Source organism: Carboxylicivirga agarovorans (genome assembly GCF_050589845.1).
In the GTDB taxonomy this organism is placed as follows: Bacteria; Bacteroidota; Bacteroidia; order Bacteroidales; family Marinilabiliaceae; genus Carboxylicivirga; species Carboxylicivirga agarovorans.
In genome coordinates this window covers 416820-441508 of sequence record NZ_JBNGPA010000002.1, presented here as the reverse complement: position 1 = coordinate 441508, position 24689 = coordinate 416820, and the positions used below count along the sequence as shown (strand labels likewise).

Annotated in this window: 24 protein-coding genes; 13 read left to right on the top strand and 11 right to left on the bottom strand. The window is 40.5% G+C overall.

Features of this window, described 5'->3' with window-relative positions; translation table 11 throughout:
• Window positions 1-220 precede the first annotated feature (220 nt).
• The 3 genes from ACRD69_RS03955 to ACRD69_RS03945 form a co-directional block, all read right to left on the bottom strand.
• Window positions 221-2212, bottom strand: a complete 1992-nt coding sequence (locus ACRD69_RS03955; RefSeq protein WP_430813766.1) for a CHASE3 domain-containing protein — start codon at window positions 2210-2212, stop codon at window positions 221-223.
• Window positions 2213-2231: 19 nt separating this feature from the next.
• A complete protein-coding gene (locus ACRD69_RS03950; RefSeq protein WP_430813765.1) occupies window positions 2232-3167 on the bottom strand; it encodes a hypothetical protein in 936 nt (311 codons plus the stop codon).
• Window positions 3168-3245: 78 nt separating this feature from the next.
• The gene (locus tag ACRD69_RS03945) at window positions 3246-3764 is read right to left on the bottom strand and encodes a chemotaxis protein CheW (RefSeq protein ID WP_430813764.1); all 519 of its coding nucleotides are present in this window, start codon (window positions 3762-3764) and stop codon (window positions 3246-3248) included.
• 160 nt (window positions 3765-3924) lie between these two features.
• Between ACRD69_RS03945 and ACRD69_RS03940 the strand changes: the two genes are divergently transcribed.
• Together ACRD69_RS03940 and ACRD69_RS03935 are read left to right on the top strand one after the other, a co-directional pair.
• Window positions 3925-4212, top strand: a complete 288-nt coding sequence (locus tag ACRD69_RS03940) for a transposase (RefSeq protein WP_430813763.1) — start codon at window positions 3925-3927, stop codon at window positions 4210-4212.
• A 98-nt stretch (window positions 4213-4310) separates the two neighbouring features.
• Window positions 4311-4436, top strand: a complete 126-nt coding sequence (locus ACRD69_RS03935) for a hypothetical protein (RefSeq protein ID WP_430813762.1) — start codon at window positions 4311-4313, stop codon at window positions 4434-4436.
• A gap of 406 nt (window positions 4437-4842) precedes the next feature.
• Here ACRD69_RS03935 and ACRD69_RS03930 read toward each other — a convergent pair whose 3' ends face one another.
• Both ACRD69_RS03930 and ACRD69_RS03925 read right to left on the bottom strand, forming a co-directional pair.
• Entirely contained in the window at window positions 4843-5781 is a 939-nt protein-coding gene (locus tag ACRD69_RS03930) for a hypothetical protein (RefSeq protein ID WP_430813761.1), read from the bottom strand.
• Between the two features lie 227 nt (window positions 5782-6008).
• On the bottom strand, window positions 6009-6941 hold the full coding sequence (locus tag ACRD69_RS03925) for a hypothetical protein (protein WP_430813760.1): 933 nt from the start codon (window positions 6939-6941) through the stop codon (window positions 6009-6011).
• Window positions 6942-7506: 565 nt separating this feature from the next.
• Here ACRD69_RS03925 and ACRD69_RS03920 point away from each other — a divergent pair.
• From ACRD69_RS03920 to ACRD69_RS03885, 8 genes are all read left to right on the top strand, one after another.
• Window positions 7507-8460: an SDR family oxidoreductase gene (locus ACRD69_RS03920; protein WP_430813759.1), complete on the top strand. Its 954-nt coding sequence runs from the start codon at window positions 7507-7509 to the stop codon at window positions 8458-8460.
• Between the two features lie 26 nt (window positions 8461-8486).
• Entirely contained in the window at window positions 8487-8987 is a 501-nt protein-coding gene (locus ACRD69_RS03915) for a hypothetical protein (protein ID WP_430813758.1), read from the top strand.
• Window positions 8988-9044: 57 nt separating this feature from the next.
• Window positions 9045-9968, top strand: coding sequence for a helix-turn-helix domain-containing protein (locus ACRD69_RS03910; RefSeq protein ID WP_430813757.1), 924 nt, complete (start codon window positions 9045-9047; stop codon window positions 9966-9968).
• Window positions 9969-10272: 304 nt separating this feature from the next.
• Complete coding sequence (locus tag ACRD69_RS03905; RefSeq protein ID WP_430813756.1) at window positions 10273-10692, top strand: Fur family transcriptional regulator; 420 nt, start codon at window positions 10273-10275, stop codon at window positions 10690-10692.
• 77 nt (window positions 10693-10769) lie between these two features.
• Window positions 10770-11063: a hypothetical protein gene (locus ACRD69_RS03900; RefSeq protein ID WP_430813755.1), complete on the top strand. Its 294-nt coding sequence runs from the start codon at window positions 10770-10772 to the stop codon at window positions 11061-11063.
• Between the two features lie 201 nt (window positions 11064-11264).
• Window positions 11265-13682, top strand: a complete 2418-nt coding sequence (locus ACRD69_RS03895) for a TonB-dependent receptor (RefSeq protein ID WP_430813754.1) — start codon at window positions 11265-11267, stop codon at window positions 13680-13682.
• Between the two features lie 28 nt (window positions 13683-13710).
• A complete protein-coding gene (locus ACRD69_RS03890; RefSeq protein WP_430813753.1) occupies window positions 13711-14166 on the top strand; it encodes a DUF4625 domain-containing protein in 456 nt (151 codons plus the stop codon).
• Between the two features lie 69 nt (window positions 14167-14235).
• Window positions 14236-14727, top strand: a complete 492-nt coding sequence (locus ACRD69_RS03885) for a DUF4625 domain-containing protein (RefSeq protein WP_430813752.1) — start codon at window positions 14236-14238, stop codon at window positions 14725-14727.
• A 174-nt stretch (window positions 14728-14901) separates the two neighbouring features.
• Here the strand turns inward: ACRD69_RS03885 and ACRD69_RS03880 are convergent, their stop codons facing one another.
• From ACRD69_RS03880 to ACRD69_RS03865, 4 genes are all read right to left on the bottom strand, one after another.
• Complete coding sequence (locus ACRD69_RS03880; protein ID WP_430813751.1) at window positions 14902-15414, bottom strand: tetratricopeptide repeat protein; 513 nt, start codon at window positions 15412-15414, stop codon at window positions 14902-14904.
• An 11-nt stretch (window positions 15415-15425) separates the two neighbouring features.
• Window positions 15426-16124, bottom strand: coding sequence for a peptide chain release factor H (gene prfH / locus ACRD69_RS03875; RefSeq protein WP_430813750.1), 699 nt, complete (start codon window positions 16122-16124; stop codon window positions 15426-15428).
• A gap of 4 nt (window positions 16125-16128) precedes the next feature.
• Complete coding sequence (locus tag ACRD69_RS03870) at window positions 16129-17532, bottom strand: RtcB family protein (protein ID WP_430813749.1); 1404 nt, start codon at window positions 17530-17532, stop codon at window positions 16129-16131.
• A 380-nt stretch (window positions 17533-17912) separates the two neighbouring features.
• A complete protein-coding gene (locus ACRD69_RS03865; RefSeq protein ID WP_430813748.1) occupies window positions 17913-18935 on the bottom strand; it encodes a helix-turn-helix transcriptional regulator in 1023 nt (340 codons plus the stop codon).
• Between the two features lie 768 nt (window positions 18936-19703).
• On the opposite strand from ACRD69_RS03865, the gene ACRD69_RS03860 reads away from it, so the two are divergent.
• From ACRD69_RS03860 to ACRD69_RS03850, 3 genes are all read left to right on the top strand, one after another.
• Window positions 19704-20021 carry a hypothetical protein gene (locus ACRD69_RS03860; RefSeq protein WP_430813747.1) on the top strand — a complete coding sequence of 106 codons (318 nt, stop codon included), beginning with the start codon at window positions 19704-19706 and terminating at the stop codon, window positions 20019-20021.
• A gap of 67 nt (window positions 20022-20088) precedes the next feature.
• A complete protein-coding gene (locus tag ACRD69_RS03855) occupies window positions 20089-20811 on the top strand; it encodes a slipin family protein (RefSeq protein WP_430813746.1) in 723 nt (240 codons plus the stop codon).
• 53 nt (window positions 20812-20864) lie between these two features.
• Entirely contained in the window at window positions 20865-22028 is a 1164-nt protein-coding gene (locus tag ACRD69_RS03850) for an RtcB family protein (protein WP_430813745.1), read from the top strand.
• 139 nt (window positions 22029-22167) lie between these two features.
• Here ACRD69_RS03850 and ACRD69_RS03845 read toward each other — a convergent pair whose 3' ends face one another.
• Both ACRD69_RS03845 and ACRD69_RS03840 read right to left on the bottom strand, forming a co-directional pair.
• Window positions 22168-23184: a DnaJ domain-containing protein gene (locus ACRD69_RS03845; RefSeq protein ID WP_430813744.1), complete on the bottom strand. Its 1017-nt coding sequence runs from the start codon at window positions 23182-23184 to the stop codon at window positions 22168-22170.
• Between the two features lie 4 nt (window positions 23185-23188).
• Window positions 23189-24307 carry a DNA alkylation repair protein gene (locus ACRD69_RS03840; RefSeq protein ID WP_430813743.1) on the bottom strand — a complete coding sequence of 373 codons (1119 nt, stop codon included), beginning with the start codon at window positions 24305-24307 and terminating at the stop codon, window positions 23189-23191.
• Window positions 24308-24689 lie beyond the last annotated feature (382 nt).

Genomic DNA, 24689 nt, shown 5'->3' with positions numbered 1-24689 from the left:
TTTACAGCCTGAATGCCTTTCGTTTAATTTCCTTGGGGTGTTCACCTAGCTTTGATGTTAAAGGCTTTGACTTCGTCGATTTTCAATTCAGTCTTAACTTAATAACAATGAGTGCGCGTGTATGATTCAAAAGCTCCCCATATCCATACCCTGAAGGATAAAAAATGCCCAATAGTATGATACTATTGAGCATTTAAACTATGAAATCGGAAGTGCTATTTTAGATATTCTCGTAGCCTTCTAATGACTCTGAAACATTACCTAAATCAATAAAAGAACCATTTGAATGGCCATTACCATTACTTGGTTTAATAATTGTATGCTTTTTAATAGTATTTGAGCTCGTAAACTGTGAACGTTTTAATTGTCCATGCTTTTCAATTTTAAAGTAGCCTGTAACATCTTTCAAGTCATTAGCCAGTGAAGCCAGTTCTTCTGAACTGCTCGACATTTCTTCTGAAGAAGAAGCGTTTTGCTGTGTCACATTGTTTAATTCCTGAATAGCAGCGTTCACCTGGTTAGCCCCTGTTTCCTGCTCCATACTGGCTGAAGCAATTTCATTAACTAACTGAGATGTTTGCTTGATATCCGGTACAATCGCCTTCAGTTTACTGGTTGATTCCTCCGTTAATTTTAAACCGTTCTCTGCTAAGGCAACAATCTCGCTCGCAGCATTCTGACTGCGCTCTGCTAACTTACGAACTTCGGCTGCAACAACTGCAAATCCACGTCCTTCATCACCTGCACGGGCAGCTTCTACCGCTGCATTAATCGCAAGCAGATCTGTTTTCTCTGCGATTTCTACTACGATGTTAATCTTTGAATAAATGTCTCTCACAGCTGCCATACTATCTTCTGATGCGACGGCCACTTCTTCTATAGACGTAGAGGCCTTATTCGACATCTGGCTGGTCTTTGTGGCATTCTCCGTGTTTTGTTGAATGTTAGCCGCCATTTCTTCCATCGAAGAGCTGACTTCTTCTGCTGAGGCTGCCTGCTCACTTACACCGCTTGAGATTGATACCGAATTCTCACGGAGAGTGTTAGAAGCAGCTGCCATTTGTTCCGATGCCTCTACCACACTACCAATAATGTCTTTTAGCTTATTGGACATATTAATAATAGCCTTATAGATTCCTGAACTCGCGGCATCCAGGTTATAATCAAAGGACAAATCACCATTCGATACCTGCTCAGTAATACGTGCTACTTCGTCCGGCTCTCCACCAATCTCTTTTAATACTTTACCGGATACATAGAATACAATCAGTACAGAGATGATGATAGCTGCGAGAGTAATGAAAATCAACGTATTTTTAGTTGTAGAGGCTGTGCTTTCTGAAGCTTCGCGACGAACAACAAGCAATGACTGCTCTTCAGAAGAGAAGACCTTAATGAGTCTACGAATCTCATCCATGTACTTTTTACCTTCTTTCCTGGCAAATTCAGAATACAACTGCGACATTTCTGCTGTTTTCATTGCTTCGCGATTTATGGCAATGGCCTTCTCCGCGTAGTCATTTATCCAGTTTCTGGCTGCATTTCTAACAGAAGCCGGTACACTGTAGGATATAAAGTTGTTCTCAATAGAAGATTTGCCTTCGTTATAGGGCTCCAGGTATTCATCTTTACTATTTAATAAGAACCCGCGTAATCCGGTTTCCATATTCACCATGTCAAGGATAATCTTATCCTTTGCATTCACACTCATGGATGAGCGCGCCACCAATGCGCGAAGATTATCCATGTTACGTTTACCAACACCTGATTCAATCAATTCGAACATACGCTGGCGCTCATCCTCACCATCTTTAATGGTACGACGCAACTCAATATACCTCTCTGCCACATCATTACGCCAGTTGGCTGCCAATTGTTCGAGTTGTCTAAGGCGTTGAACCTGGGAAGGATTATCATTAACCGTTTCCTGTAATTCTTTAATGGCTGTTGAGAAACTAACACCTCCTGATTTGTATGGATCAAGGAATTCTTCATCACCCGACACAGCGAAACCACGCATTCCGGTTTCCTGGTCTACCATATACGCCATAATTTCGTCGGCACTGGCAATCACCTTATAAGTATGCTCAACCCAACCCGAATTAGTAAGAAGGGTATTAACGTTGCTAAAAACAACGCTTGAGATAATGACCATCAATGCCAATCCAATGGCACTGGGTAATATGAGTTGATTTCTTAATTTTAATTTCATTTTTGATTAGTTATATTGTTTAAAATTCTAATGCTAAGTTGAGATACAAATAAGATTTATTGGTTTCTCCAATAAGCTCTTGCATCCTGTAGTTTAATGAAGTGGTTATCTGACTCGTTATTTTGTACTGTCCGCCTATAATGGCCAAAGTACCATCATCATCGGGTTGTTCCCCTTCGGAATATTTCAGGCTGATCGTATCGTAACGTCCAAAAAGCTGGTAACGCTCATTGAAATCATAAGAGGCATAAGCAGAGAAACCACCCAAATCAATACCCGATTGGTTGGCGCTGTTCATCTGCAGGTTATACTCAATACCGGCAGTAAAGGCCTCAGACTGATAACCCAGTATACTAATGAAGTTGGTTTGTGTGGCGTCTCCCTGGTTCAGGAAGTCAGCGTATACTCTGGCTATCAGACCTGATTTGGCATTGAAAGTGGCTCCGGCTGCGTATCTGAATACACTATCGACCTGTGCGTTTTTATGCCCCTCTCCATTGGTGATGGCCATATCCAGACTAATCACTTCAGAAGGCTTGTATTTAAGCACCACTCCGAAATCGTTTGTAGGGGCAAAACCATATTTGTCGGCAAAGATCTTATCGATGTAACGGTGTTTCCAAAGAGCTTCTTGTTGCTGGTTCAGCTTTGTGCCAATTAAACCAGCTTTACCTTCTATTTTCTCATAACTGAAGCCAAAACAGAATTCAAAAAGGTTGGTAATGTTATTGTAATCGCCTGTTGGTTCATAGTTTTCGCGGGCCGACTCCACCATACCATTAAAATACAAATGCTGATTGTAATGGTATTTATAGGCAAAATGAAGACGGTTTAAGCGAAACGAGCTATAGGCCGCCTCAAAATTATGGTTGGCATTTAAGAATACGTCACCATAAAACGCTCCTTTAGGGGTATTAGCAGGCACCTGAGCATAGGCCATAGCAACGTTGGCCATAATCGCAAATCCCGTCAGACAGCTTTAAAGAAAGCACTGATAGTTTGATTGTTCTTCTTTGTCATCACAGTCGTTTAGTTACTTTTCAGAACTTGTTGTCTCATCAGCCACTACCGCTTCTTCATCCATCTTCAACTGAATGATTTCATCGCTGCTGATGGCCTTTTCAAAGTCCAGAAGGGTGATAAATTGATTATTACGGTGCAACACACCGGTGATGAAGTCAGAATTAAGACCTTTACCTACCTCTGGCACAGGCTGAACATCTTTTTCATCAATTTCGATCACATCCACAACCTTATCAGCCATGGCACCAACGATCTGTTCAGTATTGTTCAGCACTAATTTTAAAACCATAATGACAAACTTATCATCAGCTCCATAAGTAGCCATGTCGAATTTTAATCGGGAATTAACAATAGGAATCACATTCCCTCTGAAGTTTACGACGCCTTCAATGGTTTCAGGCGCCTTAGGTAAGTTGGTTACTGTGTGATCAGTATCCGCTTCAATGATCTCAAGCACTTTTTGAACACCTACGGCAAAAATCTCACCGTTGAGCATAAAGGTTAAGAACGAAGTACTATTAGTTTCCATCTTATTATAAGTATTTTTAGTAATTGAAATCAATATTTACTTATCTGGTAAAACGTGTTTGGAAATGCTAAAGTTAGTAGTGTAACTACTCTTTTTACGGGTGAAAAAGTACTGATCTAAACACCCCTAAAGTACTGATCTAAACACCTCCATAGGGTTGGTGTGCATAGAATATATCTTATTTCCAAAGGCTCAATTCCTTTATTGGTCTACAACTCCCATTATTCACATTCAAAATAATTTTAGTATAAGCCTTGACTTTTCTTTTGCTAAAGCGCGTAGAACTTTTGTAGCACATCATGACACAATAATCAACTGCTTCAATGGTAGAAGTACCAATACTGCTGCAGTATCACACAACGATAAAATCAAAAACTTTATAAGGCAGTTTAGAGGCGTGACAGATGTGAAGTTCTTTCTCTATCGTTTGTGTAAAATTTATGCCTAAACCCATAATTTGCTATGCCGGTGCATGGTCAAAAAAAAGAAACCGTGGTTTCAAAAGAAGTAGAGCACAACACAAATCAATGATTTTAAAAAAAAAGAATGAACCACGAATTACACGAATTACACGAATTGAATTCCTGCGGAATTGATTTTTATGACCACGCCCTTATGGCTTTCGGGGTAAACGAATTATTGACTGCACCATTTGATTATGGTTACAACTAATCGCTACGCGATTAGATAATCCGTGTAATCCGTGTAATCCGTGGTCAAAAGGAAGAAACCGTGGTTTTAAAAATCAGTTTTTTAATTCATCAATACGACTTATCACATATAATTTATACACAATCGGGCATTGGCTATGCCGGTGCATGGAACACAAATGCCTTGATGAACAACTGCTGTTGCACCGGGTTGATGGGCGTTGGGTAACCCGGGGCGTCGCTGAGCTTTGCCCCGGGCTATGATATGGCAGACCTACAGCCTGCTATTTACAGCTTGGTAATCTTATTCCACAGGAATCAATCCGTGTAATTCGTGTAATCCGTGGTCATATTAAAACAATGCCGCAGGAATTAATCCGTTTACCCCGATGGTTATCGGGGCGTGTAATCTGGGGTGATAGAAAAAATCAATTCCCGTCTTCACCAGCCTGCAATAGCCTGGCAGCTTCAATATAGTTTTTAAAATCAAACACATGCAGTTGGGGCGACATTCCCCAGAAACCTTCACTACTCACGTAGCACCGGTACCCCTCCTTCAGGCATATGGCTTCTATTTGACTTGTCCACATTCCCAGTTGTATCTTTATCACTTCACCAGAAAAAAATTGATCAGCGCTATATCCTTCCAAAAGCACAAAAGTGGGATTCAGCAATTCGTTATACCCTGTTAAAATAATGGTGTTTTCACCTGAAAACTTATAAGCCTCTGTAATCAGCAGGTCAATATTATACGCATCTACTTTTTCGGCACGATGATCCCCGGGAGCCTTAGGTATGGTATAAACTGTGGTTCCCTTACTGATCCATTGCTTGGTAAACAGGTAAATACTATCCTCAATAATGATCATTGATTCGCAGTCATAATCCGTATCAAATGTTTCATTATAGGTATAATCCACCTGGTCTTCATAGAAGAAACGAATGGTATCAAGCTCTGCCTGACCGGCCAATAAAGCATCCTTAGCTATTCTAAATATTCTCAGGTTTTTTCTGTAATTGGAATTATTACCAAAATCGCCTATATAAATGTAATGTTCATCCTGGGCAAGAGACTCCCAGTCCAGCATTTTTAAACCGGGGATTTTATGTTCCTTGACTATTTTTCCTGTTGTTGGATCAACCCCATATAAAACAGGCTCGGAACTATCATTCTGAAGCCATAAGGTATCATTCCAAAAAATAGCACCAGAATTTTCATTCAGCTTTGATTCTAATTTGACACTGCTCAGCGGCTTTATGGATTCGTTTAAAGTATCCTCGATCATTTGTTTGTCCCCCTTGCCTTTGCAGCTTACAAAGATCAAAGCAACACACAACAGGTATTTATAATTAAGGCAATTCAACATACACTTCCGTTTTTATTCAATAAATAAATGGTCACCGTAACAGCCACAGTTCCCTATTCTTTCCAAACAATAAGTCTTAGATCGATAAATATACCTGTAAAAATATCCATGTTCGACTGAAACAGCAACTATTAAGCTGTCATTTACAGGCATCAGATCCATTGTATTCATTAAAAAAGCCCCACACAAACATTGTATGAGGCTTTTCATATCTGGATATTTATTCTTTATTCATTGACAACATCCACACCATATTCGCTCCAATCTTCAGGAGGCGTATAACCTTCCTCACCCAATCCCTCAGGATAAGCATCGGCAGGCATCATTGGTAAAGACTCTATATAATCAATTTGCTCCTCGCTCAGTGATCCGTCCCCATTTGTTAAAGTCCAAATAGCATCCTGCAACACATCAGTAAGCTCAGCATATTTTTCAAGGTCTTCCGAATTCATAGACTTTAAGGATGACATGCCATCGCGCGAACTTCCATAGTAAAATTCCTTATTGATCTTGCGCCAGTTGCAACGCATCAGAAACTTTTTCATTAGTAAGGATTTGGTTACCCCTTTAATTCTATATGTCACATTCGTATTTGAACCTGATTTACCCTGGTTAATACAAAATACTTCTAAAATGATATGACGAATGGAGTTAGCATTTACCCAAATTGGTGTCCAGCAGGCTAATATACCATGCTGATAAGATGGATCTGACACTTCAAAAACACACCCCCTTGGCAACCATAAGCAACGGCCATATGACCTTTTATTTCGAATTGCCAGCTTAATTTTAATATTACGTCCACCGCAACCATAGCTGTTGTAATTGCCCCAGCGTGTTGTTGTAACAGCGGCAACAGACTTTAGATCGCCCTTACTACCTGCCAATTGAGCAGCTGCCGTTGCAGGCTCTCCAACACCTCTTACCTCTTCGATCACGAAGCCATCAGGCTCAACAAAAGGTTCGACAACCTGCAGTTCTCCACCTGCATTTCCCATTCCCGGAATATTCCCGGCTTCTTCCACCTCATCTTTGTCACACGATGGCAGAACTGCTAATCCCATCATTATCACGAATGCGAACAGGTATTTACTAAAAGAGTTAAGGTTCGGTTTTTCCAATCCTTGTTTTATAAATCGGATTGTGAATTTGCTTTTCATGTTTTGAGTTTTTCGGTTAATTATAAACTTCATTTGAGCCCGCAAATTCACTCATTTATTATAAAGATTCAATCCACTGGTGATTAAGATGAAAATATTATTGACTAAAATGGAATTAATTTGGACGAACAGAAACCTGAGAACTGCTCAATTTGAATTGCACCTACTACTTCGGTTGAGCCATTGACACGGTGTTGCCACTTTCCACCTTATTGATTTGTTTTCAATGGGGGTATTCAATATAAACGTTTCTTGCAAAGCTTGCTAAGAATAACGCAAAGCCCGCAAAGTATATAAATACTACTATTCAGCACATTACAAACGTCACAATTACCAATTTTGTCAGCCGACAATAAATAGATGATCAATCATGTAACCTAAGTCCGTTATTATATTTCCACCTCAGTTCAGTAAATAATTATAGTCTACTTTACACTTTTTTATTAGCCGAAAATCAGCTTCTGCCAAAATGTATACATTCTCTACCAAAATGTTTTAGTAGCAAATACTTGTCATGTACGAAATTTGTTCCATGATATTTTACTAAAACTAAAAGGATAAAACCATGGCAACTAAAAAGTTATTTGGGCCCAAAGGATGGACACCTGATCGTATTAAAACTCTGAAAGGGAAAACTTACTTAATTACCGGTGCAAACAGTGGAACCGGATTTGAAGCATCGAAAATACTTCTATCCAAAGAAGCAAAAATAGTGATGCTAAACCGTAATCCTAAAAAAACGACTGATGCGATTACTGTGTTAAAAAAAGAGCTGGGTAACAATATAGATGTGTCATTTATCCATATGGATCTGGCAGATCAGTCTTCAGTAAGAAAAGCGGCAGAAGAAGTACTTGTTAAAATACCTCGTATCGATGCGCTAATTTGTAACGGTGCCATAGCCCAGGTACCCAGGCAGCAATTAACCGTTGATGGTTTTGAAAGCCAGCTTGGTGTGAATCACTATGGTCATTTCCTGTTACAAGGAATACTCTTTCCGTTAATTGAAAAATCAAAAGGCCGTATTGTGGTTGTCGGCAGTGAAGGTTATAAAATGGGTATTAAAACCATACAGTTCGATGATATGAACTGGGATAAGAACTACAGCCCTAATGGTGTATATAGTCAAAGTAAATTGGCGCAAATCATGAGTGTATACGAGTTACAAGACCGACTGAAAAGAGCCGGTAAGAATGATGTGAAAATTTATGCCTGCCATCCGGGTGCTTCCTCGACATCTTTGATAAAAACAAGCGGTAGTTTAATGACACGCTTTATATGGCAACTGATGAAATTATCTCCAATGGTTCAATCAGCTGAGAAAGGATCCTACCCTGAAGTAATGTGTGCAATTGAAGCAAACCTGGACCAGAAAGGTTTTTATGGTCCTACCGGTTGGTCTTATTTTAAGGGCCCTGTGGGTGAATGTGAATTAGCACCGCATGCTTTGGATAAAGAGGTAGCAAAGAAATTATGGAATCTGTCGGAGAAAGAAACTAAATTTAAGTGGGTATTTTAGATTCAGCATGACTTAGAAACTAAGAAATGGACATATTAAAAACAGCAATAGATTGGGCAAAAGCAGAAGTCTTTTCAACAACGTTTTTCATCATAGCAGGGGTTTTATTTGTTATGGCAGGTATTGGTTTTTGGCAAATGGGAAAAACGGACCTGGCAAAGGCATATATAATTCCAACCCTGGTTTCGGGTGTTTTACTGATGACCATAGGCTTTGGCTTATTTTTCACTAATAAATCAAGAATCTCAAGCTTTGAGAAGGACTATCATCAGGATGCCTCAGCCTTTATACAATCAGAGATTGTACGTGTTGATAATACATTAAACGAATACAAGACCATCGTCTTCAAGATCATCCCGCTTTTAATAATTGCGGCTGCCTTATTAATTATTTTCATTGATACCCCAACCTGGCGGGCGATAAGTATAACAACCATCGCTATGCTGATAGTAATTTTACTGATAGATGGCACAGCCCATGCGAGGATTTCAGCCTATCAAGAACAATTAATATCGGCATCAAAATAAAAGCATATTAATGATACATGTTTCTTACCATAAAGGTGAAACCTTAAAAATGAAATAATGCTTAACATCACGTATAAGAACATCACAGAATTCTGTCAGGACCATCATTTACCAAAGCCTGAAAATCCGCTTTTTAGCATTGCGAGTAAAAAGTTAAATGCCGATGAAATGGAGAATTGTGTAGCCTCAAACGAAGAAGTAAGCTATACCAATCAGTTTTATTTCATCAGCCTTAAAAATATTGTATCAGGTGAGATTATTTATGGACGAACCAAGTATGACTGTGATACGGGAACATTGTTATTTTCTGCTCCTGATCAGACATACACTGTTAAAGACATTGTGGTCAGTTCTGAATCCTGGTTTATTGCTTTTCACGAAGATTTTATAAGGGGCTTTGATATACAGAAACGAATTAAAAAGTGCAATTTTTTCAATTACTACGTCAACGAAGCGCTGCACCTTTCTCCCAAAGAAGAGCAAACCATAAAATCTCTCTTTCGGAGTATCGAAGAAGAATACCAAAACAATCAGGATGAGTTTAGTAAGGAAATTATCCTTACGCATTTAGATGCCTTATTAAAATATGCCGACCGATATTATAAGCGTCAGTTCCTTAATCGTAAAGAAATCAATAAAGCACTTTATACTCGTTTCAAAGAAATTCTGGATGATTATTTTGAATCGGATCAACTGGAAGAAAATGGAATCCCAACCGTTGAATGGCTGGCAGCTCAGTTAGGTATCAGTCACAGATACATGAGAGACACCATTAAAGCTGAAACTGGAAAAACAGCCGTGGATCAAATTAATCTGTATTTAATTGAAGAGGCTAAGAACCTACTGCTTGCTCCTAATTCGTCTATTTCCGAAACAGCATACAAACTAGGCTTTGAATACCCGCAATATTTCTCTCGCCTGTTCAAAAAGAAAACAGGTCTTACACCTAAAGAATATATCGAAAGTGCAAGATTAAATTAAAACATCGGAATCATTAACCTCGGAATTATTAATAATTTCAGCATAACCGTGAATTGTTTTTATATGACCACGCCCCGATAATTATCGGGGTACACTGATTAATTCCTGCGGAATAGAAATACCAAGCTGTAAATGGATTCCCCCTATGGCTAATTCAACTTTTTTTCCTCACCAATACACTAAGCTTAACTGCTGTTTTTGTGAACATTACAACAACACCAACAGAAGAACTTTAGAATATCCTGTTGACTGAATTCACTTTATTTGCTTACATTTGCAACATTGTTGCATCTATGTTGTTTCTATGTTTATGAAACCGGCAGATATTCTTAAATACCATAATTTAAAGCGAAGTAATTGTCGCGAAAGTATTATTGAGGTCATAATGACTGCCGGTAAAGCTTTATCTGAGACCGAAATCAGAGAGCAACTAACGGGCGAATATGACCGTTCAACGTTTTACCGGTCATTTAAAACGCTGCACCAGCACAATATTATTCATAAAATAGTAATAGACAACAAGGTGGTAAAATATGCCTTGGATAAAGGCATTTCAAACAAAGCCGAACACGCTCATTTTTATTGCCAGGAGTGTCAGTCTGTTAAATGCATGGATAATATACCTGTTCAGAATTTTGACCTGCCTCAGGGTTATACCAATAACGAAACAGTATTACTGATCAAAGGCACATGTTGTGAATGCATAAAAGAGAATAGCAATTGATAAAGTTTAAATTACATATCGCCTGTTTGCTGCTGTGCTTGTTTGTATTTCCAATATTGTTTCAGCCTCTGCATGTTATGTTATACCATTCGGTTAGCGCACATGCTGCTGATCATCATTGTTGCTCACATGAAACATGCGAAACATTTGTCAAACACAAAAATACCGATGGTATCAGCCTGACAAGGACAGATGAAGACTGCCCTATCTGCAACTATCATTTTGCTACAAAAGATTATCAGGATATAACTGTTGCTGAAGTGCAAATTCCCATGTTCGCCAGCAATTACAATGCTATTGCCAACCAGGAAAATTACTTACCTGCCATAGGCAATAAATCTCCCAGGGCCCCTCCTGTGCACATTGCATAAGCAATCTATATGAGCTCTCCATAAATACCGGGGTCAATGCGGATACTTTGGAGGTTTGTATTTTTTCCATCATTCTCCCACCCACATTATAAGCCAAATATAGCTTACAATGAATACCTGTAATTTATAAGCAGGACTTAACACTTATGAGAAGGATGAGGAACTAAGATTTTCAGAATTAATCAGCATAATCAGTATCAAATGATTCGATTTATCATGCTACTTGTTTGCATGAGTACTATACAATTCAATCTGCTCAGCCAGGTTGGCTATCAATTAAGCGGCACCGTCAGTACCGGGAACAATAGTCCTTTAACAGGCGCTGTTGTATACCTGTATCCCATTGAGAAAGGTTCAATTACGGATGCATCGGGTAAGTTTAACTTAAAAGACCTGCCTGCCGGGCGATATAAGATTGAAGTATCATTTATTGGATACAAGACCTTGTCTGATAGCATCAGCATTAAAGGTCACCAGACTTTCAATGCACGACTGGAGGTATCATCACTTAGCTTGCAGGAAGTGGTGGTAAAGGATAATTATGCCGAACAACGTAAACGGGAAGAATCATTGAATATTGAAGTTGTCAACGATGATTACCTGAAAATGAATCTGGGCGGCAGCCTGATGAATTCCCTGGAACGTCTGCCTGGTGTGAGTACCATCAATATTGGTGCAGGCCAATCCAAACCTGTTATTCGGGGGCTGGGCTTTAACCGCGTTGTTGTTGTTGAAAACAATATCAAGCATGAGGCTCAGCAGTGGGGTGCCGATCATGGCCTGGAAATAGACCAATTTGCGGCAGAAAACATTGAGGTAATAAAAGGACCTGCATCATTGAAGTATGGCAGCGACGCCATTGGTGGTATTATTAATATTAAGCACAATCAGATACCTGCGCCAAACACCTTGCAGGGGAATGTGGACCTTATTGGCAAATCAAATAATGACCTAATAGGTTCCTCGCTTTCTTTAAGCGGACGAAAAAACTGGTTGCATGCCGGTGTACGGGCTACTGTATTAAGTTATGGCGATTACCGTGTTCCTGCCGATTCTGTTGTTATCTTCCCTGATTCCTATTCATACAAGGTTAACCTGCATAACAAACGTATGAGAAATACGGCAGGCTATGAGCATAATTACCATGGTACAATAGGCATCATAAAAGATAATTTCCAAAGCAGAATACTTGCCAGCCAAACCAATAGTAAAGGAGGCTTCTTTGCCAATGCACATGGACTGGAGCCTCGCAATGTCGATTCTGAGGTGCACGATCAATCATCAAGGGATATATTGCTACCCTACTATAACGTCAGTCATTTTAAGATTGCCAATAAAACCAAGTGGCGAAAGGATCAATTAGAAATTCAGTTTGACGGAGGTTTTCAACGTAATTTCAGGCAGGAATGGAGCCAATATACCAGTCATGGCTATATGCCTCCCACTTTTCCGGATACATTGCCATTCTCATCTGAGTTGGAGCGCGAATTTAAAAAAGACTACTACTCTGCCAACCTGAATGTTAAATATGCATTTAATGATCAGTTATCGTTAACAACAGGTCTTAATACCGACTATCACAAAAATGATATTGATGGCCGGGGATTTATCATTCCGGCGTATAACCGTACAGGAATTGGTGGCTTTCTTTTGCTAAAATACGCATTATCAGAGGAGTCTGCTTTACAGGCGGGTGTGCGTTACGATTATGGGAATATATCAATCGATCAGTACAATGACTGGTATTTATCCCCTGTAGTTGAAGGAAATGATACTACCTATCACTATTTGGAAAGAGCCAGTGAAACAGAACGTAATTTCTCAAGCTTCAGCTGGTCAGTAGGCTATAACTATAATCCCTCTAACTGGATATTCAAATTCAATGCAGGAAAAAGCTTCCGTATGCCCACAGCGCAGGAGCTGGCTGCCAATGGTATTAATTATCACTACTTCAGATATGAGGTGGGTGATGCTGATCTATCACCTGAAGTATCATGGCAACTCGATGCAGGCGTCGAATATGCTGAACCGCTTTTTGCCATAGGAGCAAGCCCGTTCTTAAATTATTTCTCCAACTATATTTACCTTAATCCAACAAGCGAATTTAACCAGGGTTACCAGGTTTTTTATTACACGCAAAGCCGTGTTCTAAGATACGGTGGAGAGATACACGCCCATTACCAGTTGTTTAACTCCTTAACACTTGGTGTTATTGGCGAGTATGTTTATTCATTACAATTATCAGGAGAAAAAGATGGGTATACACTGCCATTCTCACCACCGGCATCGGCAATTATCAATTTAAAATACCAGAAAGATAAATTAGGTTTTGCCGAAAATGCCTATTTCTCGGTTGACTGCAGGTTAACAGCTGCTCAAAATGACATTGTACCACCCGAAGATCCAACTCCAGGCTATACTTTGGTTAACATAGGATTGGGTGGAGACATCAGGCTGAAGAATCAAACGCTTTCGGTGAGTATGCAGGTTCAAAACCTTTTTAACAAGGCCTATCTCAACCACACCAGTTATTACAGACTGATGAGCATACCTGAACAGGGACGTAATATTGTTTTGAACGTATCCATTCCCTTTTCAACACATTTAAAATCAAATTAGAAACAAATAACTATTTAAAAATCAAACAATGAAAACAAGATTTTTATTTTCAACACTACTAGCTGCCAGTTTACTGTTCGTGGCATGCGACAATGACGATGATGCACCAGCCAAACCAGAAGTGACCATTCATGAATTAGGAGATGGTGATAACCACGGTGATGATCACACAGCCTATGTAGGTGGAAGCCTTCACATGGACATTGAAATCCTGGCTGAAGGAAAAATTGACTATGTACAGATAATCATTCACCCGGAGGGAGATCTTCATAAATCACTTTTTGAGCATGAAGAATGGGAATTGGACACCATTTTTAAAGGTGATGGAATAACAGGTTTAAAGAACCTTGACTTCCACAAAGACCTTGAAATATCAGAAGAAGCAGAAGCGGGCCACTATCATTTCGATGTTAAAGTTGTAGACATGGAAGGAAACTCAGCCAGTGACGAAGCGGAGCTGGAATTACTAGTAATGCCACTTTAACAGACTAAACGAATAGTTTTATCCGGCCATTCTGATCGCGACTGGCCGGATACTTAAATTTTTAAACCGATGAAAACTAAAAGCATATTCATTTTCGCTGCTATCATGGTACTCTTCTCATGTGATAGCGACACAGAAATTGACAAAGAGAAGCCGGTTATTCATACGGACTTTATCAACGCTTTCCCTTCTTATTGTGACACCATTTATTTTGGTGAAACATTTAATTTAAGGGCATTATTCAGCGATAATGAAGAGCTTGGCGCTTACAGCATTGATATACACAATAACTTCGATCACCATTCACATGGTTTTAATATTGAAGAGTGTGAACTGGGTCCGAAAAAAGAGCCGGTTAATCCTTTTGTATTTTTGGAAGATTACGAAATTCCGGCAGGACAAAACGAATACGAAGTATACCTGCCAATGACGATCTCTTCGGAAAATGGTGAAGGCTTATTTGATGAAGGTGATTACCATTTTCAGATTAACCTGACCGATAAAGAAGGCTGGTCAACACCATTAGGTTTGAGCATTAAAATGCTTTACCGCAAAAAATGAAGATATCCGGAAATAAAATCAACGTTTATTAAGACTTTCAATATAAGCGTCATGTGAAACAGTCTTCCCTTTGCTCCTGAGAGCAAGGGGAAGTACCGCAGCGGTGATGCGGGTCTGGGGATGTTAATTACACAGGTATTGAATTGCAAGCATAGTTCACCAGGTAAACATACTCTATTCCCTCTTTTTGTCATCTGCCTTCTCCACGTACTTTCTTTTCATTTTCACCCGCTTGATTTCATTATTGATGTGAGTCATGCACTCTTCGTTATACGCTTCAAACCTTGCCTTTTTAAATAAAACAAGGGCCTGCTCATAATCACGCTGAGACTCATGTATCAATGCCTGAAAACTATAGGTTTTCGACAGGTCAACACCTTTAATCTTGTTGGCATAAGCAATCAGGTTCTGCGCCTTATCGAATTCCTTAATGACAATCAGTAAGTGAATATAGGCCATGCAAACATTCAGGTCATCCTGATTACCGGCCAGTGCTTTTAAGTAATATGTTTCCGCTTTAGAAAAGTCATTCATTTGCTCCTGGTGTAACTTACCCATCAGGTAATTGGCCCCCGAATGCTCACCATTCTGGCTCAATGCGTAGCCCAGGTTTTCTATTGCTTCTTCAAGGCTATACGGGTATTGATCCAAAGCCTTAATAAAATATTGATCTGCTAGTGTACTCATAGCTGTTAGTTTTATTCCAATAGCTCCTTTCTCAAATGATGCTTTAAGGAGCGTCGTTTTTGTTTGTAATTTGTTTCATCCTTTCTGGCTTTGAAATCACTGCCATAAAAGGTTCTGATCGGTTTACCCCTTTGTATTTCCAGGTGATTTTTCCACCCGGCTCGCATGTCCTTCTTTTGCTGATTAAACAGCTCCAGTCTGACCAGCTCAACGAGCCTGCTCTTCGCCAGCTTTTTATTCTGAAGCTGTGAGCGGCTTTCGGACACCAGCACCTGTAATCCGCTTGGAAGATGCTTTGCCCTGATGGCGGTGCTGACCTTATTGACATGCTGACCTCCAGGACCACCGGAGCGTATTGCCTGGTAGCTGATATCCTTGTCATTGATACCTGTGCTTTCATGGGCGAGATTAAGTGCATTAACCGCCACAAACCAGTTCTTACGTTTGTGATGCTTTCTGAACTGGCTTTGTCCAACCCACTGCACAGTGCCTGTCCATTGCCTGGCAAAGCTTGCTACATCTTTACCTTCCAACTGCACACCGGCAGAAAAAAGCGTTCCATTCTCAAGTCCCTGCTCCCGGTGCATGATGGTATAGCTTATACTTGCTTTTTTAGCTTCTTCAATCATGTATTTCAGAACACGGGCTACTACCCAGCAACATTCTGCCGGGCCACGCCCTGATGTTATTTGTAATATGATCGTGTCCATAATTTTATTGTTTATCCATTCTTACAATCTGAGGATAAAACTTACCCTCAACAGTTATCAGTTCCTGTTGAGATGCCATCACCTCATCCAGGTTTTTATAAGCCATTGGTGCCTCTTCTGTACCACCACCAATAAGTGTAACCTTATGCTGCTTTAAGAGCTTTTTAAGTTCACTGCCGGTATAGCTGTCCTTAGCCCTTTTGCGGCTCAACCGTCTGCCTGCTCCATGAGAGGCAGAATCAAGCGCCCTGGCATTACCTACCCCGGATACGATGTAACCGGGCTCCATCATATTGGCCGGTATAATACCCATTTGCCCCTGGGCTGCCGGGGTTGCTCCTTTCCGGTGCACGATTAGCTCCTTACCATCAACCACCTCTTTCCAGGCAAAATTATGATGGTTCTCAACCAGGGCCGCAGGTTTAATACTCAACGCCTTGCCCAGGCGATAATGAATAATATCGTGGCAAGCTTTGGCATAATCGCCTGCCAGGTTCATGGCTATCCAATACTCCTGTCCGGCTTCGGTATTCATATCAAGCCAGGCTAAATGCTTAGCGCCGGCCGGCAGTATACACCTTTGTTTTGCCAGCTTCGTGTAATGAGCGGCAATAGCTGAACCAAGCCCTCTTGAACCTGAATGCGCAAGTATGCCAACATAACTGCCTTCTTTCAATTGAAAGGTATTACCGGCAGGCAGTTCAACAATACCAAACTCCACAAAGTGATTGCCTGAGCCGGAACTACCCAGCTGGTTTTGAGCTTTGCCTTTCAGTTGCTTAAGGATTTCTATGTCATTGAACTCACTTCTGGCCAGCACTTCATGATCTGTATGGTGCTTCTCAATCTTGCCAATGCCGAAGTGCGTATGCTCCTTCAAAGCCGTTTTTATCTGGTAGCTGTTTCGCTTTAGAAACCCGGGTGGAACATCATAAATACTTAGGGACATCCGGCAAGCGATATCCAAACCTACTCCGTATGGCAGCACTGCATTATCTGTTGCTAACACACCACCGATGGGCAGTCCGTACCCAACATGCGCATCGGGCATTAAGGCCCCCGAAACTGAAACCGGCAATTGCATGGCCACCCCCATTTGTCTGATGGTATCCATTGTTATATGCTTTTTACCATAGACAGCAAACGGTTTATCTAAAGAATCTAAATGATAAATAATTCCTTTATCTGTTTTGATCCTGCCAATTAGCTCTTCAGCAATTTTTGAAAGCGAAGTATGTTCCAGGTAATCCTTGGGATTTAAAAGAACATCTTCCAGTATTTCAAGCTTATTTTGTTTTGACAGGTGCTTAAAGTCGCTGTTAATAATGTTTATTGCCAAACTTTTAGCCCTGTCTGATTTATAGTTTATCTTTTTAAGGTCTTTACCCTTTATCTTAGACTTGCTCATCCGTCAAAATAATTACCTGACTGAATTGATACAGAGATAGTCATAATATTCCCAGCCTGTTATATCTGCTGAAAGAACAGTGCAACAAGGCATGACGATCTGATGTCATTTCAACAGCCAGATGGTATAATAAAAATGTGATTTGTGAATAGGGCCAATGCCTTATTCGGCGATCAGAAAATAAGAAGTGTGATTAGTTCTAAACTAACCATTCTGATCTATTTGCGGATATGTGATCTAAGTTCCAACATAACAAATTCCCCTTCATTTAAAGTTCTACATGGGGTGAAATGCGTCGCAAATATAAAATAGAATTGTTTAATATTCCAAATTATGATGACAAATAATTAAATTCCCAACAATTTGGCCTGGTTTATTCCCTACTCAATTTCGCCCTCATATAACTCTGAGGCTCTGTTCATTAGTCGTCCGATCTTCTTTCTTAAAGAAGGTGGTGATAGGACATCAACAGACGGACCAAATCCAAGTATGACGCGCTCCAGTTCATAATTAGGAACCACCTTAATGGAGATGATAATGCCATCATCCTGCTCTTCAATGAGTTTCTGCGACCAGTGCAGAGGTTTTGTCAGCACATAAGGCTTATTATCATTGTTGATAAATAGCTTAACGGTACGTGGCAGCAGGCCCGAATTAATGGTGACACCAATTACATCTTCATAGTACGAATGCGGTTCAAAGGACGGATCATCTTTAAAGGACATTTGCTCCATGACTTCAAAAGCATGTATTCTGTCAAGCGCCAGGTTCATAATCATATCTCCTTTTTTCTGCTTACCGATCAGGAACCATCTATTATTGAACTCTTTAAGCAAGTAGGGGTTAAAGTATATCCTGTTGGATCGCTTAGCCTTGAAAGACTGGTATTCAACCTTGATCACCTGCCTTTTAAGAATCACCTGGTACAAGCCATTGAGGTGCTCAAGGCCTTTGAGGTTTTCATTGCGCTCAATATGGATAATGGGGCGCGATTGCGTGTTTTCCGTATATATTTTATTCTCCAGCTTCTGAATCAAACCGGTCATCTCCTTAAAATGGCTGAAGCCCTGAAACTGTTTTAGTATTTCTACTGCATCACCCAACTTATTCAGGTCCTGCTCCGACAATGGCAATTGCGTGATGGAATAGTCAGGATCTTCATAGGTATAATATTTCTTATCCCTGACAATGATAGGGGCATTATATCCTAACTTTTCACTGCGCATCATCTGAATATCCATCTGAACGGTACGTCTGCTGACGCCTTTATCAATGCCTTCGTACTCATAAAGAGCATCTGAACAGGCATCGATCAAATCCTCCAGGGTCCACTGCCGGTAGCGGTTACGCAGGCATTTATCAATAGTGGTATAGCGGATAAGGGCATTTCTGTTGGCAGGCATATGTCACTTTTTTGAAGAAAAATAGAAAAAATAATTAACTGCGCAAAAAGACTGCGCAGTAGTAGTGAACCTTTGTATGGTCAATGTGACAAAAACGTTCTTTGAAGATACTTCACTTTCAGTGATTATTATAAAATATTTCTCCGGGTATGGAGATAAAGACAATGATGAAGGCGTCTTGCAAGACGAGATGTAAGTTTCTGTACAGCTTCATAGTATTGACTTGGTAAAGTTCAATGTCCTGCTTGCCTTTCGACCGGATTCATTTCGGGATGTGTTTTGGAGGTTCGAGTCCTCCTTCTGACTTTTAATCAGAATAGCTAAAATTGGTATAGCAACATCAATCATGGTTTAGTCCCACGACTACAGGTTCGAATCCTGCCTGAGGAGGCATCCTCACCATTTTAAATGCTCACATGAAAGTAGAATGACAAATGAGCCGGTTAAACTCTCAGGAGTTCGACAATCTCTGCCCATCCAGTGAATCAGGGAACAGAATGACCGATGCTGATTACTTTCTCTGCTGATGAGTATGGCCTACGGGACAATACAGTCAACAGACAAACTGATCAGGCAAACGTCACTCATCCCTTCTTCCCGTTGCCATAGATGGCTCTGTCAGTCTGCTTTCATTTAAAAACGAATGATAACAAACTATATATACCTTAAAATGAAACGAACATGAGTTTTAAGGTGCTGACTTTTGAAACAGCACAATTAAAATTCATCGGGACTTCCATCTGGTAAATAAGTGTAAAACAAGAACAGATGAAACGAGTACGAATAAACAAAGGCAAAACAGGTTTAGTGTTCAGAAATGGCGACTATGTAAAAGTATTAAGCGCCGGTAAACACTGGGTGCGTTATACCGATAAAGTAGGCATTTGCAATATGTCGCAGCCACTGTCGTTAAGCATGGAATTGAACATCTTGTTACAGGATGAAGAACTGGCAAAGATGCTTACTATTGTAGAGGTATCCGATAAAGATCTGGTGTTACGCTTCGAAAACGGTGTATTTACCGGTGTTTTAAGCACAGGAAGGAAGGCATGCCTACTGGAAAGGCCCCACCAACTATACCTTTAAAAGGATTGACATTTCAAATACACAGGCGATTGACACGGTTGACAGGGCACTGTTATCACGTCCTGAAATGAGTCAGTATACAAGGGTTTACCGGGTTGAGTCGTATGAAAAAGGGTTATTATTTGTCAATGATCAGTTTGAGAAAGCCTTAAGTCCTGGTATGTATTACTTCTGGAAAAACGAAACGCCTGTTGCTGTTAAAAAAGCCGATATGCGCCAGTCGCAAATGGAAGTATCAGGTCAGGAATTACTGACAAGGGATAAAGCCGCCTTACGCATCAGCTTCTTTGCAGCTTATAAGGTGGTGGATGCCATTAAGGCCTTAACTGACAACCAGGATTATATCAAACAGTTGTATGTCGCTGTTCAGTTGGCTTTGCGTGAATATGTCGGTACTTTATCTTTGGATGAAATTCTTGAACGAAAAGAAGATGTGTCAGCCTATGTAACCGCATCGGTAAAGGATAAAGCCGCCGGCTTTGGCGTAGAAATGACAGATGGAGGTGTACGAGACATCATATTACCAGGTGATGTACGCGACATTATGAACCAGGTATTGATAGCTCAAAAGAAGGCACAGGCCAATATCATCACCAGGCGCGAGGAAACCGCTTCGACACGAAGCTTGTTAAATACCGCCAAATTGATGGAAGACAACAAAATGTTGTTTAAATTAAAAGAAATGGAGTATGTTGAGAAGATTGCCGATAAGATAAACAACATATCATTATCGGGTGGCGGTCAGGTTATTGACCAGTTAAAAGATATCTTTTCTCCAGCCAGGCAATAATTAATCAATTCAGGATGCCCGTGTAAAGGCATCCTGCTTTTAAAAGCGAAAAAATGAAACAAGTTATATCATCAGAAAACCGCCCCATTAAAATGTGGTTGGATGACATTGAAGGAAATGCACTGGCACAGGCTAAGAATATGGCCAACCTGCCTTTTGTGCACCGGCATGTGGCACTAATGCCCGATGCTCACTCGGGCTATGGGATGCCCATTGGCGGTGTTCTGGCCACCAAAGGCGTGATTATACCCAATGCGGTAGGTGTGGATATTGGTTGTGGTATGTGCGCCATGCGAACCAGTCTCGACGATACAGATACTGAGAACCTAAAGCAGATCATGTCACGTATCAGAAAAACCATTCCCGTTGGTTTCAACTGGCATAAAGAGGCGCAGGATATAAAGCATATGCCGCAGACCGGAGAGCTGCCTCCTGTTGTGGAACGACATTATGAAAAAGCAAGCAAGCAGATTGGCTCGCTGGGTGGTGGAAACCATTTTATTGAAATCCAGCATGGATCAGATGGTAAGGTGTGGGTGATGATTCACTCGGGTAGCCGAAACCTTGGTAATCAGGTGGCCAATTATTATAACAAAAAGGCTAAACAGCTGAATGAGCGCTGGCATACGTCAGTCCCTGCCTCATACGATTTAGCTTTTTTACCCATTGAAACGGACGAGGCGCATGCCTACATGAATGAGATGAACTACTGTGTTGAATTCGCCTTTGCCAACAGGCGATTAATGATGGAACGGGTGCAGCATGCCTTCCTGGAGGTGTTTAAAGGTGATGTGGTCTTTGATGAGCTGATCAACATTGCACACAACTATGCCGCCTGGGAGAACCATTTTAAGGAAAATGTGCTGGTACACCGAAAAGGGGCTACGCGTGCTCGCCTGGGTGAAACAGGTATTATACCCGGATCACAGGGAACACGATCATACATTGTTGAAGGCCTTGGTAATGCCGAAAGCTTTGAATCCTGCTCTCATGGCGCGGGTCGTTTGATGGGACGTAAGCAGGCACAACGGGAGCTTGACCTTCAGTCTGAAATTAAAAAGCTGAATGACAAAGGTATTATTCATGGTATACGGCATCAGAAAGACCTGGATGAAGCTGCCGGTGCCTACAAGGATATTGATGTGGTCATGGCTAACCAGGCTGACCTCGTCAACGTTAAAGTTGAGCTTGAACCCCTGGCTGTGGTGAAGGGGTAAAAAGCGCAGTGGGCTTCAAATCATATAATTAACAGCAGAGGCGTAAGGTGAATATATTCCTGCGGAGCATATTACCAAGCTGCAAATAGCAGGCATTAGGTCTGCTATTTACAGCTTGAAAAAACAATTCATCTACTATCTAATGAACACTAAATCGGATATCCTTGGCAACCCGCATTCCCAATAAACCTTCCCCAAAAGTATATGTCACTTTGCTGTTTTCCTGTACAACATTATAGTTCAGGTTAAGACGCAATCCCTTATAGGCATCATATGCGCCACCCTCTAAATCAATTACAACATACATTTCATGCCCATGTGCATTACTTTCATACCAGTATGATTCGGTCACAGAAGAGCTGGTGAATAAGTAATTAAACAGGAAGATAAAACTGACCAGTGCAGGGGCATAGGCAAACCTGACCATAAATTTTCTAAAGCGTGATTTTATCAGAAGACTAATGATCACACCACCAATAACAGCAATGGCATAAGTCATATGGACCAGTCGAAGGCTGACTAAGGTATTTAGCACGACTTCAAGGTAAATAAAAACATTTATGCCCGTGAGAATAATAAAATGGATCACCTTTATTTTCAAGGGGACATTTTTATACCGGAGAAGTGGCATTATGGAATCTTTATTAGCCAGTCTGACCAGAAAACGGAACCATAACGGCGCTGTTGGAAGCAATGCGGCTCCCCCGATAAAAAGAGCAATAATGCCATACTGTTTGTAGAGTAACCATGGCATCACAACAACTAATAAACAAATAACTCCTGTCGTTAAGGCATCTAAAATAACACTAACAACTTCTGATGTTTTGTAGATATCAGACTGAATATAGGCTTCGTATTTCATTTGCGCATGCGCCCTGGCTCTCTCCCTTGCTTTTCGTTGTTCTTCCTCCTTCCATTTTCTCCAGAAAGTTTCCAGATCGACCTTGGCCGAAGCTGAAGAACCCTGACCATGCTTAAGGTCTTTAAAACGCAGTAAATACTCATAGGCTTCATTGATCAATATAAACTTCTCATGAGCATCTTCGGCCTTATTAATATCGGGATGGTAGAGCTTGGCCTTTTCACGATAGGCTTTCTTTATCCGTTCGAGGCTGGCACCGGCTGGCACATCCAGTATCTGATAATAGTTATTCATCTTTTTAAGGCCTCAATTCAAAAGCGCTTTCTTCTACCTCTACTCCATTAATTATGAGGCTGACCAGGTGTTCCCCCATATGAAACTTACGGGTAGAAACGACTTTAAAGGACTGTCGGCGTGTGATATTGGTCGACGATTTAGCGGGATAATCCTTCTCACTTATTTTAAAGACTTTTTTGGTGTGGGTGCCATTCTGCTTTAAGAAATAGATGCCATATTCAAGTCGTATCAGCTCATTTTTATCAGAGCGGTTATGTAATTCAAAATTAAATTCCAGGTATTCACCAACACGAATGATACTTTTACTGGTATTAAAGTTAATAATCTCAATGTCATCAATGGAACCAAAGCCAAACAGCTGCATTAGTTCCTGGTTACCGGCTTTTAGCAAGGTGCGGCAGGCATGTTTTACAATCCAGTCGGTTTCTTTCGATTGCCCTTTCCACTTTTTTGCTATATCAATAGTTACTTGTGGATTATCCTTAGATATATCATTCAGGTTATTGGCAACGCTTTTTCGAACATACTCAGAGGGGTCGTTCCTTAATCTGTCTAGTACAGGTAAAACAGGACTGGGGTCGAATTTAAAATCACGTATTGCTATGCCCCAGGGTAAACGTGAGCGGCACCCTTCTGATGCCAGACGACGCACATGATGGTCAGTACTTCCTGCCCATTGTAACATCACAGACATCATTTTGTCTTCATATTTAATGATAAACGGTCGTACAGCAAACTCACAAGTGGTAAAGGATGTTATTTGTTCCATGGCAGCAACGGAGGTTTCAAAATCATCCAGGCCATTGCTTTCTATGTAATGCGGAATAAGCATAAAAACCAGGTCGGGGTATTTAACCCGTTCATCAACATTAATGGCCTTTAAGGCATCTATAATCTCGTATATTTGCCTGATACTTTCGGGATAGTCGGGTGACAAATACCCTTCCATTATTCCCGATATATGATACATCCTTTGTTTGAGCTCTAATTCTTCCCATTCATCAGTGTAAACCCTTTTCAGAAATTGTGCTGAATTAAAATCCTTCAATACCATACCCAGAGCCTCTGTAAACACTTCGAAGAATTGCTTTGAATAAAGGTTTTTAAATAAATCTGCCATACCCGGTCTATGATTAAAAATCCATGTCAAAATAACTAAGACTTCTGTAAGTTCCAATTAAGCTTGTTGATTAACCGGCAAAATGCGGGATTATGGATTGCTAAAGAATGGTATATGAATTGAAAATTCCGACATGGTATCCTGAAATCAACAAAACCACGTATTTATCACATCAATGCGAAAAATACATGGTTTTTCTTTTAGGTTCGTTCGATGTTCGTTCAATGTTCGTTCAATGTTCGTTCAATGTTTATTCGATTATTATTGTCTAAACACTGATTATAAAACGCATGATCATCGTTTTAATTCGGGAGGAAGATAAGAGTTAATTTGCTTAATGCTTCATCCGATGTTTTGACATATTGTAAATCTTCTCATCTCT

Excerpts from the sequence above, each read along its gene's own strand:
- ACRD69_RS03955 (WP_430813766.1), bottom strand. The coding sequence starts at position 2,212 with ATGAAATTAAAATTAAGAAATCAACTCATATTACCCAGTGCCATTGGA.
- ACRD69_RS03950 (WP_430813765.1), bottom strand. The coding sequence starts at position 3,167 with ATGGCCAACGTTGCTATGGCCTATGCTCAGGTGCCTGCTAATACCCCT.
- ACRD69_RS03945 (WP_430813764.1), bottom strand. The coding sequence starts at position 3,764 with ATGGAAACTAATAGTACTTCGTTCTTAACCTTTATGCTCAACGGTGAG.
- ACRD69_RS03935 (WP_430813762.1), top strand. The coding sequence starts at position 4,311 with ATGAACCACGAATTACACGAATTACACGAATTGAATTCCTGCGGAATT.
- ACRD69_RS03930 (WP_430813761.1), bottom strand. The coding sequence starts at position 5,781 with ATGTTGAATTGCCTTAATTATAAATACCTGTTGTGTGTTGCTTTGATC.
- ACRD69_RS03925 (WP_430813760.1), bottom strand. The coding sequence starts at position 6,941 with ATGAAAAGCAAATTCACAATCCGATTTATAAAACAAGGATTGGAAAAA.
- ACRD69_RS03920 (WP_430813759.1), top strand. The coding sequence starts at position 7,507 with ATGGCAACTAAAAAGTTATTTGGGCCCAAAGGATGGACACCTGATCGT.
- ACRD69_RS03915 (WP_430813758.1), top strand. The coding sequence starts at position 8,487 with ATGGACATATTAAAAACAGCAATAGATTGGGCAAAAGCAGAAGTCTTT.
- ACRD69_RS03910 (WP_430813757.1), top strand. The coding sequence starts at position 9,045 with ATGCTTAACATCACGTATAAGAACATCACAGAATTCTGTCAGGACCAT.
- ACRD69_RS03905 (WP_430813756.1), top strand. The coding sequence starts at position 10,273 with ATGTTTATGAAACCGGCAGATATTCTTAAATACCATAATTTAAAGCGA.
- ACRD69_RS03900 (WP_430813755.1), top strand. The coding sequence starts at position 10,770 with ATGTTATACCATTCGGTTAGCGCACATGCTGCTGATCATCATTGTTGC.
- ACRD69_RS03895 (WP_430813754.1), top strand. The coding sequence starts at position 11,265 with ATGATTCGATTTATCATGCTACTTGTTTGCATGAGTACTATACAATTC.
- ACRD69_RS03890 (WP_430813753.1), top strand. The coding sequence starts at position 13,711 with ATGAAAACAAGATTTTTATTTTCAACACTACTAGCTGCCAGTTTACTG.
- ACRD69_RS03885 (WP_430813752.1), top strand. The coding sequence starts at position 14,236 with ATGAAAACTAAAAGCATATTCATTTTCGCTGCTATCATGGTACTCTTC.
- ACRD69_RS03880 (WP_430813751.1), bottom strand. The coding sequence starts at position 15,414 with ATGAGTACACTAGCAGATCAATATTTTATTAAGGCTTTGGATCAATAC.
- prfH (WP_430813750.1), bottom strand. The coding sequence starts at position 16,124 with ATGGACACGATCATATTACAAATAACATCAGGGCGTGGCCCGGCAGAA.
- ACRD69_RS03870 (WP_430813749.1), bottom strand. The coding sequence starts at position 17,532 with ATGAGCAAGTCTAAGATAAAGGGTAAAGACCTTAAAAAGATAAACTAT.
- ACRD69_RS03865 (WP_430813748.1), bottom strand. The coding sequence starts at position 18,935 with ATGCCTGCCAACAGAAATGCCCTTATCCGCTATACCACTATTGATAAA.
- ACRD69_RS03860 (WP_430813747.1), top strand. The coding sequence starts at position 19,704 with ATGAAACGAGTACGAATAAACAAAGGCAAAACAGGTTTAGTGTTCAGA.
- ACRD69_RS03855 (WP_430813746.1), top strand. The coding sequence starts at position 20,089 with ATGAGTCAGTATACAAGGGTTTACCGGGTTGAGTCGTATGAAAAAGGG.
- ACRD69_RS03850 (WP_430813745.1), top strand. The coding sequence starts at position 20,865 with ATGAAACAAGTTATATCATCAGAAAACCGCCCCATTAAAATGTGGTTG.
- ACRD69_RS03845 (WP_430813744.1), bottom strand. The coding sequence starts at position 23,184 with ATGAATAACTATTATCAGATACTGGATGTGCCAGCCGGTGCCAGCCTC.
- ACRD69_RS03840 (WP_430813743.1), bottom strand. The coding sequence starts at position 24,307 with ATGGCAGATTTATTTAAAAACCTTTATTCAAAGCAATTCTTCGAAGTG.